At 67.0% G+C, this 14,783-nt stretch carries 14 protein-coding genes and 3 pseudogenes; 6 read left to right on the top strand and 11 right to left on the bottom strand.

Annotated features, from left to right (window positions below):
- The 3 genes from fxsT to ACZ7MX_RS33335 all read right to left on the bottom strand — a co-directional run.
- The coding region (gene fxsT / locus ACZ7MX_RS33325) for an FxSxx-COOH system tetratricopeptide repeat protein (protein ID WP_472137610.1) at window positions 1-1,807 on the bottom strand (1,807 nt) is incomplete at its 3' end.
- A 286-nt stretch (window positions 1,808-2,093) separates the two neighbouring features.
- Window positions 2,094-2,597 carry a hypothetical protein gene (locus ACZ7MX_RS33330; RefSeq protein ID WP_472137612.1) on the bottom strand — a complete coding sequence of 168 codons (504 nt, stop codon included), beginning with the start codon at window positions 2,595-2,597 and terminating at the stop codon, window positions 2,094-2,096.
- A 547-nt stretch (window positions 2,598-3,144) separates the two neighbouring features.
- Window positions 3,145-3,423: a hypothetical protein gene (locus tag ACZ7MX_RS33335; protein ID WP_472137614.1), complete on the bottom strand. Its 279-nt coding sequence runs from the start codon at window positions 3,421-3,423 to the stop codon at window positions 3,145-3,147.
- Between the two features lie 528 nt (window positions 3,424-3,951).
- On the opposite strand from ACZ7MX_RS33335, the pseudogene ACZ7MX_RS33340 reads away from it, so the two are divergent.
- The 3 genes and pseudogenes from ACZ7MX_RS33340 to ACZ7MX_RS33350 all read left to right on the top strand — a co-directional run.
- Window positions 3,952-4,098, top strand: a pseudogene (locus ACZ7MX_RS33340) (DUF6233 domain-containing protein); the annotation flags it as partial.
- Window positions 4,099-4,435: 337 nt separating this feature from the next.
- A complete protein-coding gene (locus ACZ7MX_RS33345) occupies window positions 4,436-4,807 on the top strand; it encodes a hypothetical protein (protein WP_472137616.1) in 372 nt (123 codons plus the stop codon).
- Entirely contained in the window at window positions 4,797-5,960 is a 1,164-nt protein-coding gene (locus ACZ7MX_RS33350) for a hypothetical protein (RefSeq protein WP_472137618.1), read from the top strand. The genes ACZ7MX_RS33345 and ACZ7MX_RS33350 overlap by 11 nt, the downstream gene beginning before the upstream one ends.
- Here the strand turns inward: ACZ7MX_RS33350 and ACZ7MX_RS33355 are convergent.
- The 7 genes and pseudogenes from ACZ7MX_RS33355 to ACZ7MX_RS33385 form a co-directional block, all read right to left on the bottom strand.
- Window positions 5,943-6,389 (bottom strand): annotated as a pseudogene (locus tag ACZ7MX_RS33355) (transposase); the annotation flags it as partial. The gene ACZ7MX_RS33350 and the pseudogene ACZ7MX_RS33355 sit on opposite strands and share 18 nt — an antisense overlap.
- 303 nt (window positions 6,390-6,692) lie before the next feature.
- Window positions 6,693-7,103, bottom strand: coding sequence for a hypothetical protein (locus ACZ7MX_RS33360; protein ID WP_472137620.1), 411 nt, complete (start codon window positions 7,101-7,103; stop codon window positions 6,693-6,695).
- A gap of 33 nt (window positions 7,104-7,136) precedes the next feature.
- Complete coding sequence (locus ACZ7MX_RS33365) at window positions 7,137-8,216, bottom strand: helix-turn-helix domain-containing protein (protein WP_472137622.1); 1,080 nt, start codon at window positions 8,214-8,216, stop codon at window positions 7,137-7,139.
- 119 nt (window positions 8,217-8,335) lie between these two features.
- Complete coding sequence (locus tag ACZ7MX_RS33370; protein WP_472137624.1) at window positions 8,336-8,581, bottom strand: hypothetical protein; 246 nt, start codon at window positions 8,579-8,581, stop codon at window positions 8,336-8,338.
- A 577-nt stretch (window positions 8,582-9,158) separates the two neighbouring features.
- Window positions 9,159-9,641: a hypothetical protein gene (locus ACZ7MX_RS33375; protein ID WP_472137625.1), complete on the bottom strand. Its 483-nt coding sequence runs from the start codon at window positions 9,639-9,641 to the stop codon at window positions 9,159-9,161.
- A 250-nt stretch (window positions 9,642-9,891) separates the two neighbouring features.
- Window positions 9,892-10,464, bottom strand: a pseudogene (locus ACZ7MX_RS33380) (sigma factor-like helix-turn-helix DNA-binding protein); the annotation flags it as partial.
- Window positions 10,465-10,550: 86 nt separating this feature from the next.
- Window positions 10,551-10,895 (bottom strand): hypothetical protein, encoded by a 345-nt coding sequence (locus ACZ7MX_RS33385; RefSeq protein ID WP_472137627.1) that lies wholly within the window; start codon window positions 10,893-10,895, stop codon window positions 10,551-10,553.
- Between the two features lie 879 nt (window positions 10,896-11,774).
- Here ACZ7MX_RS33385 and ACZ7MX_RS33390 point away from each other — a divergent pair.
- From ACZ7MX_RS33390 to ACZ7MX_RS33400, 3 genes are all read left to right on the top strand, one after another.
- Window positions 11,775-12,152, top strand: coding sequence for a peptidase inhibitor family I36 protein (locus ACZ7MX_RS33390; RefSeq protein ID WP_472137629.1), 378 nt, complete (start codon window positions 11,775-11,777; stop codon window positions 12,150-12,152).
- Window positions 12,153-12,288: 136 nt separating this feature from the next.
- Window positions 12,289-13,173 carry a hypothetical protein gene (locus tag ACZ7MX_RS33395; RefSeq protein ID WP_472137631.1) on the top strand — a complete coding sequence of 295 codons (885 nt, stop codon included), beginning with the start codon at window positions 12,289-12,291 and terminating at the stop codon, window positions 13,171-13,173.
- 43 nt (window positions 13,174-13,216) lie between these two features.
- Window positions 13,217-13,576, top strand: coding sequence for a peptidase inhibitor family I36 protein (locus tag ACZ7MX_RS33400; RefSeq protein WP_472137633.1), 360 nt, complete (start codon window positions 13,217-13,219; stop codon window positions 13,574-13,576).
- Window positions 13,577-13,757: 181 nt separating this feature from the next.
- On the opposite strand, the gene ACZ7MX_RS33405 is transcribed toward ACZ7MX_RS33400, so the two are convergent.
- A complete protein-coding gene (locus ACZ7MX_RS33405; RefSeq protein WP_472137635.1) occupies window positions 13,758-14,744 on the bottom strand; it encodes a helix-turn-helix domain-containing protein in 987 nt (328 codons plus the stop codon).
- Window positions 14,745-14,783 lie beyond the last annotated feature (39 nt).

Here is a 14,783-nt window from a genome sequence, read left to right on the forward strand (position 1 = left end):
CGTTGGGGTGGTCTTCGCCCAGCACCCGCAACGAGTCGCTGAGCGTTTGTTCTTGCAGGGGGATGGCGCGGTCCAGGTCCCCCGCCGCCGCGTAGGCGGAGGCGAGGCTGTTGCGGGAGGTCAGGGTGTTGGGGTGGTCTTCGCCCAGCACCCGCAACGAGTCGCTGAGCGTTTGTTCTTGCAGGGGGATGGCGCGGTCCAGGTCCCCCGCCGCCGCGTAGGCGCGAGCGAGGTCGTTGCGGGAGGCCAGTGTGTTGGGGTGGTCTTCGCCCAGCACCCGCAACGAGTCGCTGAGCGTTTGTTCTTGCAGGGGGATGGCGCGGTCCAGGTCCCCCGCATCCTGGTAGGCCCCGGCCAGGCCGTAGCGGGAAGTCAGGGTGTCGGGGTGGTCTACGCCCAGCACCCGAACCCGGTCGCTGAGGGTTTGTTCGTATAGGGGGATGGCGCGGTCCAGGTTCCCCGCATCCTGGTAGGCCCCGGCCAGGCCGTAGCGGGAGGTCAGGGTGTCAGGGTGGTCTTCGCCCAGTACGCGCTCGTAGGCGGTGAGGGCGCGTTGGAGGTGCATGATCCCGCGGGCGGGCAAGCCCTGATGGGTCAGGAACCGTCCGGCGTCATGGAGGAGGAGAGCCGTGATGCTGGTGTCGGTGGTCGGGTCGGTGTGGTCGGCGAGGGCGTCGATGTGGGGGAGCAGGGTTCGCCAGGTTGGCCAGGTGGCGGGGTCATCCAGGGTGGGAGGCAGGGCGTCGTACAGGTTGCTGGTGGCCTGTTCGCGGGCGTGGTCGATGTGGTTGCGATTGCGGTGGGGGTCGGGGGTGCGGGCGAGTGCTTGGACGAGACGGTGAATGGCCAGGGTCCCGGCGCCTGGGTCAAGGGTGATCATGTTGTAGGCGGTAAGCAGGCCGATTGCCTGGTTCAGGGCGGGCGGGTCGGTGGAGCCGTCCGCAAGGGTGGTGGGGATGTTTTCGGGGGCGTACCAGGCCAGGGTGCGCAGGAGGTCGGCGGCTGCGGGCTGGCGGGTGGCGATCTGGTCCAGGGTGATGTCCCAGATCCGGGCGACGGTTCGCTGGGCCGGCGTGGTGGCTCCGCCCTGGCCGAACATTGCTGCCGGGTGCTGGGCCAGCAGGTGGAGGTAGCCATGGGGGGTGGCCAGTGGGTTCTGGGCGAGGTAGGCGGCTGCCTGTTCGATCGCTAGGGGCAGGTGGCCCAGTTCGGCGCACAGGTCGGCAGCCCCGTCCAGGTCACGGGGGCTGGCTGTGGTGGTGATGCGGGTGAGCAGGGCGAGGGACTCGGCCTCGTCCATGACGTCGAGGCGGACCAGTGTGGTGGCGTCGCTCCAGGCGGTGGCGAGCCGGCTGGTGATCAGGAATCGGCCGCTGGGGGCGCGTGCGATCAGGGCGGAGATGTCGGCGGGATCGTTGACGTTGTCCAGGACGAGCAGCCAGCCGGTGTGGCTGGCCAGCCATTGCATCCCCCACTCAGCGAGTGCCTCGACCGGCAGCGCCTTGGCCAGGGCCGGCTGCAGAGCGGTAGCAAGGCTGGCCAGGCCCTGCTGGACGCCGGCGGCGCTGTCAGCGGTGATCCAGCGCACCGGTGCACAGCCGTGGGGGCGGGTGGCGGCCCAGTGGGCGGCCAGGGTGCTCTTTCCGACTCCGCCCAGCCCGTGCACCACCTGCACCAGCGCCGTACCGGGGGTGCGCGGGGCGGCGTCGAGGCGGTCGAGGTCTCGGGAGCGGCCGACGAAGTGCCCTGGCCGGTGTGGCAGGTTGTCCAGGCCCGCGGGGGCGTCCACCTCGGCGGGAGGTCGCATCGCATCGGACGGAAGGTGGACGGTGGGGCTGAAGATGCCGGTAACGGCGATTCCGCCGTGGGTTGCAGTCGCGTTCCCGCTTTGGGTCACAACCTGCCCAGTGCCCCCGGCTCCCGGCTCCGCAGCCGACAGGTCGTCGCGGGGAGCCCACCGTGCGAAACGGTCGCTGCCTCCCGCCGCCTTCGCTGGCGCGGCGACGACCTTGCCGGAGTCTCGCCTGCCCCTCCGCCATCGGACCATGCCAGCTCCCTGGCTCGCCTCAATCAGTTGCGGTGGTTCCGTGCAGTCATTCGTTGACGATGCCGCTGACGGCGCCGGAGCCGGTCCCCTCCGCTTCCGCGTCCCCTGTGTTTATCGCCGTCGCGGGGCCGGTCTGACTGCCGCCCGTACGTTTGACACCGGTGACCGCGCTGCCACCCTTTCGGGCGGTGGCCTTCCCTGTTCCGATGGCCGTATCACCGGTTGAATCGGCGACGAACGACAGCATCTCCCGCAGTTGCTCAGCCGCCCGTTCCTGCCCGGGGGCGTCGAGACTCTCCAGCAGATCCTCGAAGCGTCCCTGCCACACTCCTTCCTGCCGCAGACGTTCGGTGCAGATGTCATTCGCGCTGCTCAGGACCTCGGCTGTGTGGTCCAGACGCTCAAGCTCATCGTCCGCCCGCGCGGCGTCGCCGTGCGCGAAAAGATCCCCAACCCGTCTCCGCAGGCCGTTCCACGCATCGGTCCCTGCGGCCTGGACCACTGCGGTACCCCCAGACAGTGCCAGCGCCGTGAACGCCTCGACCAGCATGCGATCACCACTCTCCGTAAGTGGGCCAGCTCCGTTGTGCCGCAGGGCAGTAGTGCACGTTCCAGCCCACACATCCAGCAAAGCTCGCACCATCCGACATCGCAAAGCGCGCCATGCTGCGCACGTAGCCGCGTACCAAGCTGGGCAGCTTCATTCACGTGTACGCCGACACCAATCTCGGCCCCCGTAGCCCATGCCTTCGGTGGCGAGGCTCTTCTCGACAGGTACCTGCCCATGCTCGACCTGGTCGACATGCGGGCGCGGGACGACAAGGCCATCACTTTCGCCGGCGTCCGCTCGCTGGCCGTGTTGAGGCCCTGGGACTCGTTCTCGGGGGGTGTGGCTCCGCGGCGGGGCCGCCGCAACGCCGTACGACTCGCCAAGGAGCGGTGCCCGATGGCTCTGCACGCACTGACCGCCGAGGCCCGCGCCGAGGCACTGAAGAAGGCCGCGGCCGTCCGCAAGGAACGCGGCGAGGTCCTGGCTGTTCAGTTCGTGCACCGGCAACCCGGCGCTCCGTCCCAACTCCAGGGCTGGGCCTCCAGAGTCATCCAAGCTTCCGCTTGTCCTGCGGAACCACGTGAATCTCCTTCTCAGGCTTGCCGATCCCACCGGGCTCGTCGAACCCATCCCTGGCGGTCGCGGCCTTCCCTTCCCGAATGCGGTATGTCCGCCGCAGTTTCACGAGCTCAGCAACGAAGACGTCTCGCAGCCGTTGCAGCACCTTGGCGTGGTCAAAGATGGTCACGCCTTTGTGCGGCCAGCGCCTCTTGGGCAGCCAGTTTTGCTCATACCAGGTGCAGTAAGCCTCCGCAGCGGAGCTCATCGCATCGAACGATGCGCAGTCAGTTGCTCGCGGTAGTTCCCGGCGAGCCTTACGGATCGACTCCCGCAGAGCTTGTACCGAGTCGTAGCAAGCCTTGGGCTCTTCCCATGCCAGGCGCTCCCACAGCACCCGGCGGCTTTCACAGTCCCGGACGAGTGATTGGACCGTTTCCCGCGTCTTTGCCCGACGATCTAGGCAACGGTATCTCCACACAAGGAAGGTACCGATGGCCGTTACCGAGGGGCCCACAATCACGGCCAAGATCCCGGCGTCCACAGTGCCACTGTGCGCCCGAAGTGCTAAAAACGCACCCTCAAGGATTTGGCCATTCAGCTCGACCACGCGACCTGCTGCAATGGCAACAGCTGGTGCAACTCCGGGCGATAGCGACCTACCTTCAGCTACAGCTCCGGAAAGTCCGCAGCGGATCGCCGAAGCTGAGCAATGAGAGAATCCGGAGCGGCAGCGGCGCGCCCACGCTCAGCGCCCGAGTGGACGCTGCAATGGATGTGAGAGGGAGAACCGCACCCAGTCGCCGTGCATCACGGCGATTGCACCGTGGGTGGGCGGCGGCTGAAGCAGCTCAGCCGGCGGGACGCCATCGAGACCCTTTCGGGTGGGATCGTGCCCTGTGCGCTGTGCCGCCCGGACCGCGAACTGCAGCTGCTCGACTGACCTGCGGCAATGCCCTCGGGCCGCCTGGAGGGGCCACGGTGTACGCGGCCATGAACGCCGCGTCCGTATTGGTGGTCACTGGGTGTGGCCCTCATTGGTCTCGCTCACTGTGGGTGTGTCGACCTCCGCCTTCGCCCACTTCGCCGCCGTAGCGACATGGGTGAGCGTCTTTGTCGCCACTGGCCTTGGCCCAGCTCGGGTAGGGCTCCGCCCAGCCGATCGCGGACGGCTGGCGCGTCGATAGAGCAGCGGCCCTCCAGATCTTCCCGCGATGGTGCGGCATCCGTCGGTTGGACGGACAATGTTGTCGAGTGGGGCGACGAGAGGGGTCCTGGTGGTGGCTCAAGAAGATCGTGCTCTGCTTGACCTGCCGGACTGGCAACTCGACGTCATGCTGGGCGAAGCGTTGACGGCAGAGGAGTTCGGCGCGAAGGATCTGAGCGACATCGAGAAGCAGGCGGTCGCACGTCACTGGCTAACCGAGAACCTCGCCCGGATCCGCCCCGCTGTCTGCGGGTCACGCCTGCGGGCCGTTTTCCTCGGCACTGAGGCAGAGAAGCGCGACCTGCTCTTTGCGGCCGTGATCGATGGCCTGCTCACTCTCTCGGGCCTTCCGGTTCCCGTAACCGTTCTCTCCGCGCGGCTGGTTCACTACGGCCTGGACCGCGTCTGTGGAGCCGCGACACTGGCTGAGCAAAATGGATCTTGAGACCGCCGTCACCGTCGCGGGAGGGCGAATCACCGACCCTGCAGAACTGCGCGGATCGCTCCCCACAAACGAGCTGGAGGTGATCGAGAGCTGGCTGCAGAGCATCCAACCGATCATCGACGAACTGGGCATAGGAGCGCGGAGTGGGCGGATGTACACAGTACTCACCCGCTCCCCCACGCTGACCTTGCGGATGCGGCAGCTCGATGACGGCTCTACCGTGCTCCTGCTCCCCATTGGCGCCATCGTGCGGCCCCGGCTGCTCGCCACACTGCTGCTGACCTTTCCGAGCCGCGATGTCACGATCAGCTTCCCCGCCTCCGTTCTCGACGATAGGCCGGAGAGCGACTGGGAACTACCGACTCGACTGCGCCCGGTCTTCGGGGAGTTCGATGACCACGACCAGCACTGGGATCTACTCGGTCGGCTAGCCGCCGAATTGACCCCCAACAGCGAGCTGAACTTCGCGCTGCAAGACATCACCTGGGCCGTCATGTGCTATGCCGTCATGCACGAGGTCGCCCACGTCCTGCGAGGACACCCGGCTGCTCAGCGCAAATTCCAGGCCCTGGAGCCCGGACGGCGTCCGGCACTCAGTATCCAGGAGTTTCGACGCGGCCTGGAGACCGATGCCGACGTCAGCGGTTGCGCGCTGTTCCTTTTCGCGGTCTGGGCGCAGCTCGAACAGTTGGAGACGTCCGACTACCGCGTATATGCCTTCGAGTGGATCGGCTTCGCCGTCGCCCTGTTCCTTGGCATGTACGACACCCGCAGAAAAGCGCTCGGCCTGTACGCCGACGGCTTGTACGCGCATCCGGTGGTCCGTCACAAGCTGTTCGCACGTGTCTGCGCCAACTACCTGGGCACCCACCAGCCCGAGTGGCTCGCCGACTGGCGGCAACACGAGGGAGACGGATGGAGGCGGTGCACCAGGGCGTTCTGGCGTCTCGACGAAGAGTGCTTCCTCGGGCGGTTCAGCGAACCACCCCAGCAGGGGACGCACTGCGTCCCCATCACGGCGCTGAACTACCTCAAGTTCGACCACTCTTTCACCGACGACCAGATGGAACGGGAGATCGCACTGCTGCAGGACGTCCAAGCCCTCATCGACAGCTGGCAGCAGGTCACTGAGGCAACCAAGCGACAGAGATAGACCGTTCCGGTCCGTGATCAGGTGGATCTTCGATCCGTTCTTGCCGCGCTCGCTCGGATTCGGTCCGGTCAGTGGCCCCCCTTTTCCGGCCCTGAGGCTGACGGAGTCGATGGCGCACCGCGACCAGTCCAGTTCGCCTCTGCCTCCGAGCCCGTCCAGGGGGACGCGGTGCAGCCGGGCCCAGACCCGGTCCTGGCTCCACCGGGCGAAGCGCTGGTAGACCGTCGGCCAGGCCGGGCCGAACACCGGGGGCAATTGCCGCCCGGTGCATCCCGAGGTGGCTACGAAGATGATCGACGCCAGGCATTCGCGGTCATCCGCCCGCCGTCGCCCGCCGCCCTGCGGACGTATGACCTCAGTCGCCGGAACCATCCGTCGGAACAGCCTCCATAACTCATCCGGCACCAAGCGCTCAATCAGATCCGTTATGCACGACTCAACGAACGATCACACCAAAGCAAACGACGTCTTAAAGGTGGTAAACAGCGGTCAGAAGCGGTGAGCAAGAGAGCAGCCCAGAAGGAGGCTACTGGGGCAGGAAAACGCGTCTCGGTGATGGTGCCGTTTGAAGGTGACCGTCGACGATGGCCGCGACGAGCGGGGGGGTCGGTGAAGGTCTTCGTGCAGCCGCCGGCCTTCTGCTCGGACCTGGTCCTACGTCTCCAAATGGGCTTCAGCGAACCCGATTGGTCATCGTCGACGTGACCGCCGCGTCGGGGATGGCACCGCCAATCAGGGAGGCGCTGACCGTGAGATTGCCGAAGTGTGGGAGAGGTAGCGGATCTTGCTCGTGTCACGGCCGGTTATGGCGGCGATGGCGGTGTCGGTGTAGCCGAGGGCGGTGAGGACCTGGACGTCATAACCAAGGACGCAGCCATCCGGGGGAAGCGAATGCGGTGTGTTCTGGCGTACTTGGGAGGACAAGTGATCCCAGGCTTCGGCGGTGGGGTTGAGGGAGCCGACGAGAGTGTCCCAGCGGGAGATCAGGGTGCCGAAGACCGTGTTGATGCACGTGGTGGCCTCGGCGAGAGTTAGGTGGGCTTGGGCGTAGTCGAGGTAAGGGGTGTGGTGGAGGGTGTAGAAGGCCTCGAAGGCGGGGGGTAAGGCGAGCGTGGGTGTGATGGGTGTGGCGTGCGGAGTCATGGGTCCTGCCCAAAGTGAGGCGTAAGCGGTTGGTCATCCGAAGGAGCCGGCGGCAAGACGCGGCCCGTCTTGGTCCGGTGGGTTTTGTTGCTGGGCGGCTTGCCACAGGGGGCGGAGGTCGGCGGGGCGCCCATGGAGGGCGAAGACGAGGCGGGCGACTACCGGCCAGTCAGGGATGTAGCTGCCCTTGAGGGTGAGCGCGATGGTGCCGACGCTGACGGTGTCGTGCATGGCGCGGCGCAGGGCCCACAGGTGGGGGCGATCGGCGCTGAGATAGAGGCCGCGTAGGGCAGCGTGGAAGGCGTTCTGGGCTTCGTGTCGCTGGACGGGAGCTGGTGGGCGGTTGTCGGTGTCGGGGGCAGGCGGGCGCTGGGCGGCCTCCCACAGGTCGCGGAGTTCGGCGAGGTCGCCACCGCAGACCTCGTGGATGCGCTCGACGATGCCCCAGGACGGCAGGCGTGTGCCGTTGACGATGCGGGACATGTAGGAGGCGGACACGCCGGCCTCGGAGGCGGTTTCTTTGATGGTCCGGCCGGTTTGGCGCTGGAGGCAGGAGATGGCGCTCGCGAACTGGAATCGCGGGGTCATTGTCGGCACGCAACCGCCGTTCGGCTCCGTCGTCGGGGAGGCGGCGCGCTTGGAGGGCGTCTGTCGGTGGGGCGTGGCGGCGAGACGCTCACGGTTGCTGCGGCGCCGGTGGAGTCGGCGGTCGAGTTTGTCCTCGGTCCACTTTTTGCGCAGCCGCTCCTGGCTGACGTTCATGGGCTGGGCGAGCACCTTCCAGGGGTCGCCTTGCAAGCGGCCGCGACGGATGGCTGTCGCCTCGGCGTCTTCGACCATCTGCTGGAGGTCCTTGATGCGGTACAGCAGGAGCGGAGTGGGGGCGTGCTGTTGGACCGCGGCAAGGAAGTCACTGGCGGAGCGGTTGAGGTCTTCAGCAGCCTCGTTCAGGTCCGCCTCCGGCCGTTCCAGGTCCGGAGGGTTGAGGTCCTTCTTGCGGGCTGCAACTCTGCAGCGGGGGCATGCGGAGTGGGGGCGTCCGCGCCGCGTCTCTTGCAGGAAGGGCTGGTTGCACTTGACGCAGATCCGCCGCGACGGTGGGGCGGGAGTCATGAGGTGCCTCTTTCAGGGCCTACAGCGGGAAAGCCTGGGGGTGGTCGTCCTTGCCCTGCCGCGCGCGAAATTCACGACGGCAGGGCTGTGAACGACTGTGCTCCGCGCCGGGGTGGGAGTTACTCGCCGGCGGGGATCGGTAGCGGGTGGCCGCTGGTGATGTTTCGGCGAATGCGCTGGTAGGAGACCTGAGTACCAGCCGCAGCCTTGAGGCAAACCGCGAACGCAGCAGCGGTGGCAATGCTGTCGGTCGGGTTGAAGGCGGCCAGGCCAGGCAGGATCAGTGCCGCGGTGATGAGGGTTGCGGGCACCGTGACCGTCAAGACATCAGTGCTGAGCGTTTCATCGCAGGTGGGCGGCGGCATGATAATTTCGGCACCTGACTCCAAAGCCCAAAAGGGACTTTGGTGGTGATTGCGGCCTTTCGGTATGGGCTTCTCCAGTGCATGGCGAAGGGGTCGGGATCACGTTGCTCGACAGGCCCTGGCCATGGAGTGGACGCCCCGGCCAGGGTCACTGTCTTCCCGGATTGTCATTCCGGTTGCCAGGACACTACTTCGCACCTCGCCGTCGCGCCACGAGCACAGAGGGTTAAGGCCGGAGACGACCAGCCGCCCCAAAAACCCCTCCCCCAGCGTCCCTTTACCGCTATTCACGCCCATGTGGACACAACTGATCTCACCGATAAGGAAACGATCAAAAGGGCGTCAGGAGCGTTCTGAAGCAGAGCACTTCAAGGCGCTGAGGATCGATCCAGCCACGCTCCCGCAGCCCAGCACTCACACAGAGGAATCGAACACGCTGCCTCCCGCGTGCCCTCGCGCCACCCTCCGCCACATCACGCCACCGAACCCACTGCGTGGGAGGCGCCTGACCACGCAGAAGTACCGTCGACCAGCCGAAGACGCCAGAAACGCCATGCCAGTGGTCGAGTTGCCTGGATCAGGCGCTGACCGCAGTTCCGTGATCGTCAATGGCCGGCGGCAGCGACCGAAGACGTTCGTGCATGTCACTGGCCGCGATGGCGGAGGTAGCCAGGCCACGGTCCAGGCGTGCAAGCCGAGCACGGGCCGTCGAGCGCAACTTGGCAGCAGGTACTTGCTCCAGGACGTCGAAGGCCCGTTGTGCGGCATCGGCGGAGTGGGAGGCGGCCTCGGCCAGGGCCGGAAGAAGCATCACGGTCACCGTCCAGACGGCCAGAATCGCCAGGCCGCAGACCAGATCGGCGCGCCTGGCGCGCAGCGCATGCGCCAGCACCCTGGCCGCGTCGAAGCCGGAGGACGGCGCGACGACACGTTCATCGTGGACGTACAGCTCGTTGATTACCCTGTCTCGGAAGGCCGCGTCGAGATAGACCCCGGCACACAGCAGCCGGCACGCCTCACTGGCGGCCGGATCGGTACGGTTCGCGGGCTGCGTAGCCATGTCCGCGGATGCCCCCTGCATCGAACTGAATCGAACCATCCCCTGTTACGGGCGAGTTGACTGCTGCCAGAGGTGCATTCTAGGCACGGCGGGCACGGTAATCGGGGCACACATCGATGACGGATGCCCGAGCCGCTCCCCGGCCCGGCGCCGCCTCAGCCGTCCCCCCCCCGTGCTGCTGCGCAGCGCGGGGGGGCGAAGGGGGGCCGTCCTCGCTCCGGCTCAGGTCACTGGATTCCGGTGCCTTGGGTCACCATGCGTTGATGACCGGCGCGTCGGGTTCGTGCTGCCGCCAGGCCTCGTTGAGGCGAGTGAGCCGGTGCGCGGCGGCAATGCCGCGCAGGGACGCGATCTTGCCGTCGCTGACTTCGAACGCCACGGCGCCCACGACCCGGTCGTCGACCACGGCGACGACGGCCGGGGAGCCGTTGACCATCGCGATGTGCATCGCGGCGGAGCCGCCGGCCAGCCGCCGCTTCGCCGGAGTGGGCTTGAAGCCGGCCCGCACGTAGGAGGCGATGCGCTCGCGCGTCTTGTACCGCAGCAGCCGCTTGGCCAGTCCGGCGCCGTCCGAGACCGCGGTCGCGTCGGCGGTGAGCATCGCCACCAGCCGTTCGGTGCGTCCCGATACGGCGGCGGTGAGGAATTCCTGGACGATCTGGCGCGCGGACGCGGGGTCCACCTCGTTGCCGCCGCGGCGCTCGGCGGTGACCCGGCGTCGGGCCCGGTGGACATGCTGCTGGCTCGCGGACTCGGTGATGTCGAGGATGCCGGCGATCTCGGCGTGGGGGTAGGAGAAGGCCTCGCGCAGGGCGAGCACGGCAGCGGGCAGTTCAGCTGCGAGCTGGAACAGCGCGGTCGAATGACCCAGGCCCTCGCACGCCTGGTGGGCTCAGCCGGCGTACCGCGTCAACGCAGCCGGTGTCCCATCCTTGCCGACCGACGGTTGTGCCCCTTGGTGTCCCACCACTCTTCGAGCAGGGCGTGGACCATGTGCACGAGGTGCTTCAGCCGTTCAGGATCAGGCTGCGGTGAGGTGAGCACGTCGATGAAGGACTTGTCGTCCCACGGAAGAATGAACTCCCAGTCTTCTTCCGGGTGCTGTTGCCGCACGACGGTGATCCGGTACGTGAAGGTGACGCTGCGGTTGGCGTGGTGAACAACCGACAGGTCCGTGACCTCAAACCTGACCTGCCCGTCGCCAGAGGTGTACGAGCGAGCCAGGACTCGCTCTGCCGGCGTCTGTTCCACCACGCGAACCGCCCCCTTCGCCTCACAAGCGACGCCCCTGGGCTTGCCAGCCTGTGATCGTCCCGCATCCTGTCCCCTTCCACCAAGGCCACACCTGGTGCATTGGGGGCCGGATCTGAATCGGCGCGTCTGCGAACGCGAGGTCGGTGCCCTGCGCGCGGGCCAGAGCGGCCAGAACATGTTCGATCGTGTCCAGACGCTGGGTGATCGGCCGCTCCCTCAGCGAGCCGACGGCGTCGGCGATGGACTCGATCTCCCTGTCCAGGTCCCGAAGCTAGTGGTGGTTGATGGTCACCGTCTCCTGGCAGGCCTGGACCCAGCCGGGAAATGAAGCCAGGCCCCACCGGGGAGTCTGGCCGCCATGGGAAGCGCCGCCTCTGTTGCGAGTTTGGGTCGAGTGACGTTGTCGCAGGTCGGGCAGCTTGAAATGGTTCCACTCCGTCTCTGCTACTGGTGGATGGACGTGAGCCCAGCGGCTGCGCGTGGCGCGGGCTTGGGAAACGGCAGCGGGGCGGTCGATCTGCCGGACCACCCGGAAGGCACCACAACCCACAGTCGATCCGCGATGGCATGGGTGCCTGCCTCTGAGGCAGTGGACGCAGAGCCAAGTGACTGTGGAAAGACAGCTAACGACACCTGGTGGGCTTCCCCGGCACTCTGATGGAGGCAGTTGGACGGCATCAACCGGGCCAGCAGCTGGACGCCCTGGAACGGGGCGTCCAGGCCAACGGGGGTTTCGAGCGCAGTGCCCAGTGATCTCCGGCCGAGAGTCCATGAAGGCCGGCCCACAGCCGGTCAGAGGGGACCGGTCGGCACCTCACGGAGACCGCTTACACCCGTAGATCACGTCAATACGGAAGAACCAGTGAAAGAGGAAGCATCATGCGTATCCGCCAGATAGCCGCTGCGGGCGCCGCGGCCACGGCACTCACGCTCGGCGCCGCACTGCCGGCCTTCGCCAACGGCCACGCGTCCGTTGCCACGCCTCAGGTCAAGCGAGCCAAGGCGGTACGAGTCTACCAGGACGCCAACTACCACAACAGGAACACGACCTTCACCACGAACATGAAGAACCTGAAGAAGGACGGCTGGAACGACACGATCAGCTCGGCCCACAACCTGGGCTCGCGCACGGTCACCTTCTACTCCAACGCAGGCTACTACGGCTACAAGCTGACCCTCGGGCGGCACCAGAGCGAACCGCACTTCGGCAACCACAAGGGCATGTCCGACAGCACGAGCTCCATCAAGTTCAGTTAACAGCCGGCTTCGAGCTCCACTGACAGTCAGTAGCTGATGGGCGGGGTTGTGGCCTTCCAAGGCCACAACCCCGCCCCCAGCCAACACAGCCCGCCCCGCCCCACGCACACCGTGCAACGCACTCCAAGAGGCAACCATGTCGCTCTCCTGCGTACGGGCCGCCACCGCACTCGCGCTGCTCCTGGCCACTTCCACCACCGCATGCACAGCTTGGGAAGAGAAGCCCGCACCCGCCCATCACGCCACCGCACCGCCACCGTTCACATACCGGCATACCGGAGAACTGAGACTGCCGCTGGACGCCTACGGATCGACAGATGCCGAGACTCACACCGTGGAGGACGCACAGGACACCCTGATGAGTAGGTGCATGAACAAACTGGGCCTGAAGTGGAAGGCATTGCCCCGGGTGGATGCCCGGGAGATCGCACCTCCGAACCTCCGCCGCTACGGAGTCGACCCGGCCGAGGCCGCCCGCTACGGGTACCACCCACGCCCCGACCCGCCGTCGATGGTGCGGCGAAATCGCGCCTGGGACGAGCGCGAGGCGCTGCCCGCCGAGATACAACGCGCGGCCTACGGGGCCTCCGGGCAGGGCGGCTGTCTCAAGACCGCCCAACACCAACTCGTCGGCGACACGGCTCCGCTCGACTACCACCTCTTCAACCAACTCACCGGAACCACCTTCGAAGCGTCCCAGGGTGCATCCGAAGTTCGCAAAGCCATACACACGTGGCACGTCTGCATGACCAAGGCAGGCTTCGACTACCCAGACCCCCTGACAGCCGCCGGCAGCGCACGCTGGAGCACGGACGAGCCCGCAACGGCCGAACGCCGCACCGCCCGTGCCGATGCGGCCTGTCAACGGTCGTCCAAGCTGGTGACGGTGTGGGCGGCAGCCGAGACTCGCATCCAACGCCGATTGATCCAACAGAACGCCAACCGTCTGCACGAGGCAAAGGCCCGCAAGGACCGGTGGCTGTCCGCAGCCCACCGCGTCCTGGGCCGTGTGGACGGCTAGGCAACCAGACAACTGGTCAGCCAAGCAACTGAAGGGATTCCCCATGCGCATCACACGCATTGCTGCGGCGAGCGTCGCCGCAGCAGAACTCACGCTCGGCGCCGCACGGCCGGCCTCCGCCGATGGCTCCCAGGCGGCCGTCGATACGGTCAAGAAGGGCAGGTCGAAGGTCGTGCTCTACGAGGACCCCGTGTTCAGGGGCAGGTTCACCGTATTGACCCACGCCATGCCCGGTATGGGGACCTGGTCCGACATCGGCTCCGCCAAGAACGCGGGCAGGCGCACTGCCGTCTTCTACACCGGTCGCCATTACCACGGCGCCCACTTCTCCCCCGCGCCGGGCCATCTCGTACCGCACTTCGGCAGTGTCATGCCGTACGTCGGCTCCCTCGTGTTCCGCTGACAGACAGCCAATGCCGGGCGGGCCGCCGTCCTCGGACGCCGCCCACTTGGCACACATTGGCGCGGACTTCAGCCAGCTGCGCGTGCCGACGCCGCACGGGGGTCGACGTCGCACAGAGCCTTCAGCATGGCAACCAGAGGCGTAGGTGGAGCCGCGAACGCCATCCAGGAGAGAGGTCCGCCTACTCAGCGGGCCGGCAAAACTCGTTCCGGTAGCTCGTGGGCGGCATGCCGTACGCGCTGCGGAAGGCACGGGTGAAGTCCGCCGGCCGAGGGAAGCCCCAGCGGGCGGCAATCGTGTGGACGGGGGTGTGGCGGAGGGCCGTGTCGGTGAGGTCACGGCGGGCACGTTCGAGGCGTTGGCGGCGGATCCAGCCGGCGACGGTGGCCTCTTCGTCCTCGAAGACGCGATACAGATAGCTGAGGGATATGTGGTGGGCGGCCGCGACCATGCCGGGCGTCAGGTCGGGGTCGGACAGGTGATGCTGGATGAACCCCTGGACGCGCAGGAGCAGGGAGCGCCGCCGGGTTTCCGGCGCGAGCGTGTCCTCGGCGTCGAGGGTGTGGGCGAGCAGCGTGGAGACCAGATCGAGGGCCACCGTCCCGAGCCGGGGCCCGTCGGCGGGCTGATAGGAGCCGCTGTCCCGGCATGCCTGGGTGAGGAACTGGGCCAGCAGGGCACCGACGCCCTCCCGCCCCGACATCGGCCGGTTGACGAGCTTGTCAACGCCGTTCGCCGACAGAGGAAGCAGCTCCCGGGGGACGAAGACTCCCATTCCCAGCACCTGGTCATCGCTCGCAGCCCTGCCCATCTCTACGTGGTGGGGCCTGGAGGTGTCCATGAGGATCAAGTCACCTACGTCGTAACGTGCATCACCGTTGGGATGGACGACCGTCGTCCTCCCTCTGGCAGCGAGCGAGAGGTGGTAGCACCCTGGGTCGGATCGCCGGACCAGCTGCGCCGTGCGCCGCACCGTCATCGGCGTGTGCTCCGTCATGCGCAGACGGACGGCACCGAGGTCCAGGATCCGCTGGCACACGGCGAAGTCGGCCACGTGGTCACTCTGAACTTCCATCGGCATGAAGCTCTCGACGACCTGCTCACGCCAGTAGTCGAACCGGTCCGCCGGAGCCATTTCTTCGCTCCGGAACTCCAGCTCTCCGAGCATGATTCCCTTCCCCCCTTTTAGTCCGCCGCCGTCGCGAAC

Source organism: Streptomyces sp. NPDC107765 (assembly GCF_055657085.1).

Bases quoted from the DNA above. Each gene is read 5' to 3' on its own strand.
- ACZ7MX_RS33375 (WP_472137625.1), bottom strand. From the start codon at position 9,641: ATGGCTACGCAGCCCGCGAACCGTACCGATCCGGCCGCCAGTGAGGCG.
- ACZ7MX_RS33370 (WP_472137624.1), bottom strand. From the start codon at position 8,581: ATGCCGCCGCCCACCTGCGATGAAACGCTCAGCACTGATGTCTTGACG.
- ACZ7MX_RS33400 (WP_472137633.1), top strand. From the start codon at position 13,217: ATGCGCATCACACGCATTGCTGCGGCGAGCGTCGCCGCAGCAGAACTC.
- ACZ7MX_RS33405 (WP_472137635.1), bottom strand. From the start codon at position 14,744: ATGCTCGGAGAGCTGGAGTTCCGGAGCGAAGAAATGGCTCCGGCGGAC.
- ACZ7MX_RS33365 (WP_472137622.1), bottom strand. From the start codon at position 8,216: ATGACTCCCGCCCCACCGTCGCGGCGGATCTGCGTCAAGTGCAACCAG.
- ACZ7MX_RS33335 (WP_472137614.1), bottom strand. From the start codon at position 3,423: ATGAGCTCCGCTGCGGAGGCTTACTGCACCTGGTATGAGCAAAACTGG.
- ACZ7MX_RS33360 (WP_472137620.1), bottom strand. From the start codon at position 7,103: ATGACTCCGCACGCCACACCCATCACACCCACGCTCGCCTTACCCCCC.
- ACZ7MX_RS33330 (WP_472137612.1), bottom strand. From the start codon at position 2,597: ATGCTGGTCGAGGCGTTCACGGCGCTGGCACTGTCTGGGGGTACCGCA.
- ACZ7MX_RS33350 (WP_472137618.1), top strand. From the start codon at position 4,797: ATGGATCTTGAGACCGCCGTCACCGTCGCGGGAGGGCGAATCACCGAC.
- ACZ7MX_RS33395 (WP_472137631.1), top strand. From the start codon at position 12,289: ATGTCGCTCTCCTGCGTACGGGCCGCCACCGCACTCGCGCTGCTCCTG.
- ACZ7MX_RS33390 (WP_472137629.1), top strand. From the start codon at position 11,775: ATGCGTATCCGCCAGATAGCCGCTGCGGGCGCCGCGGCCACGGCACTC.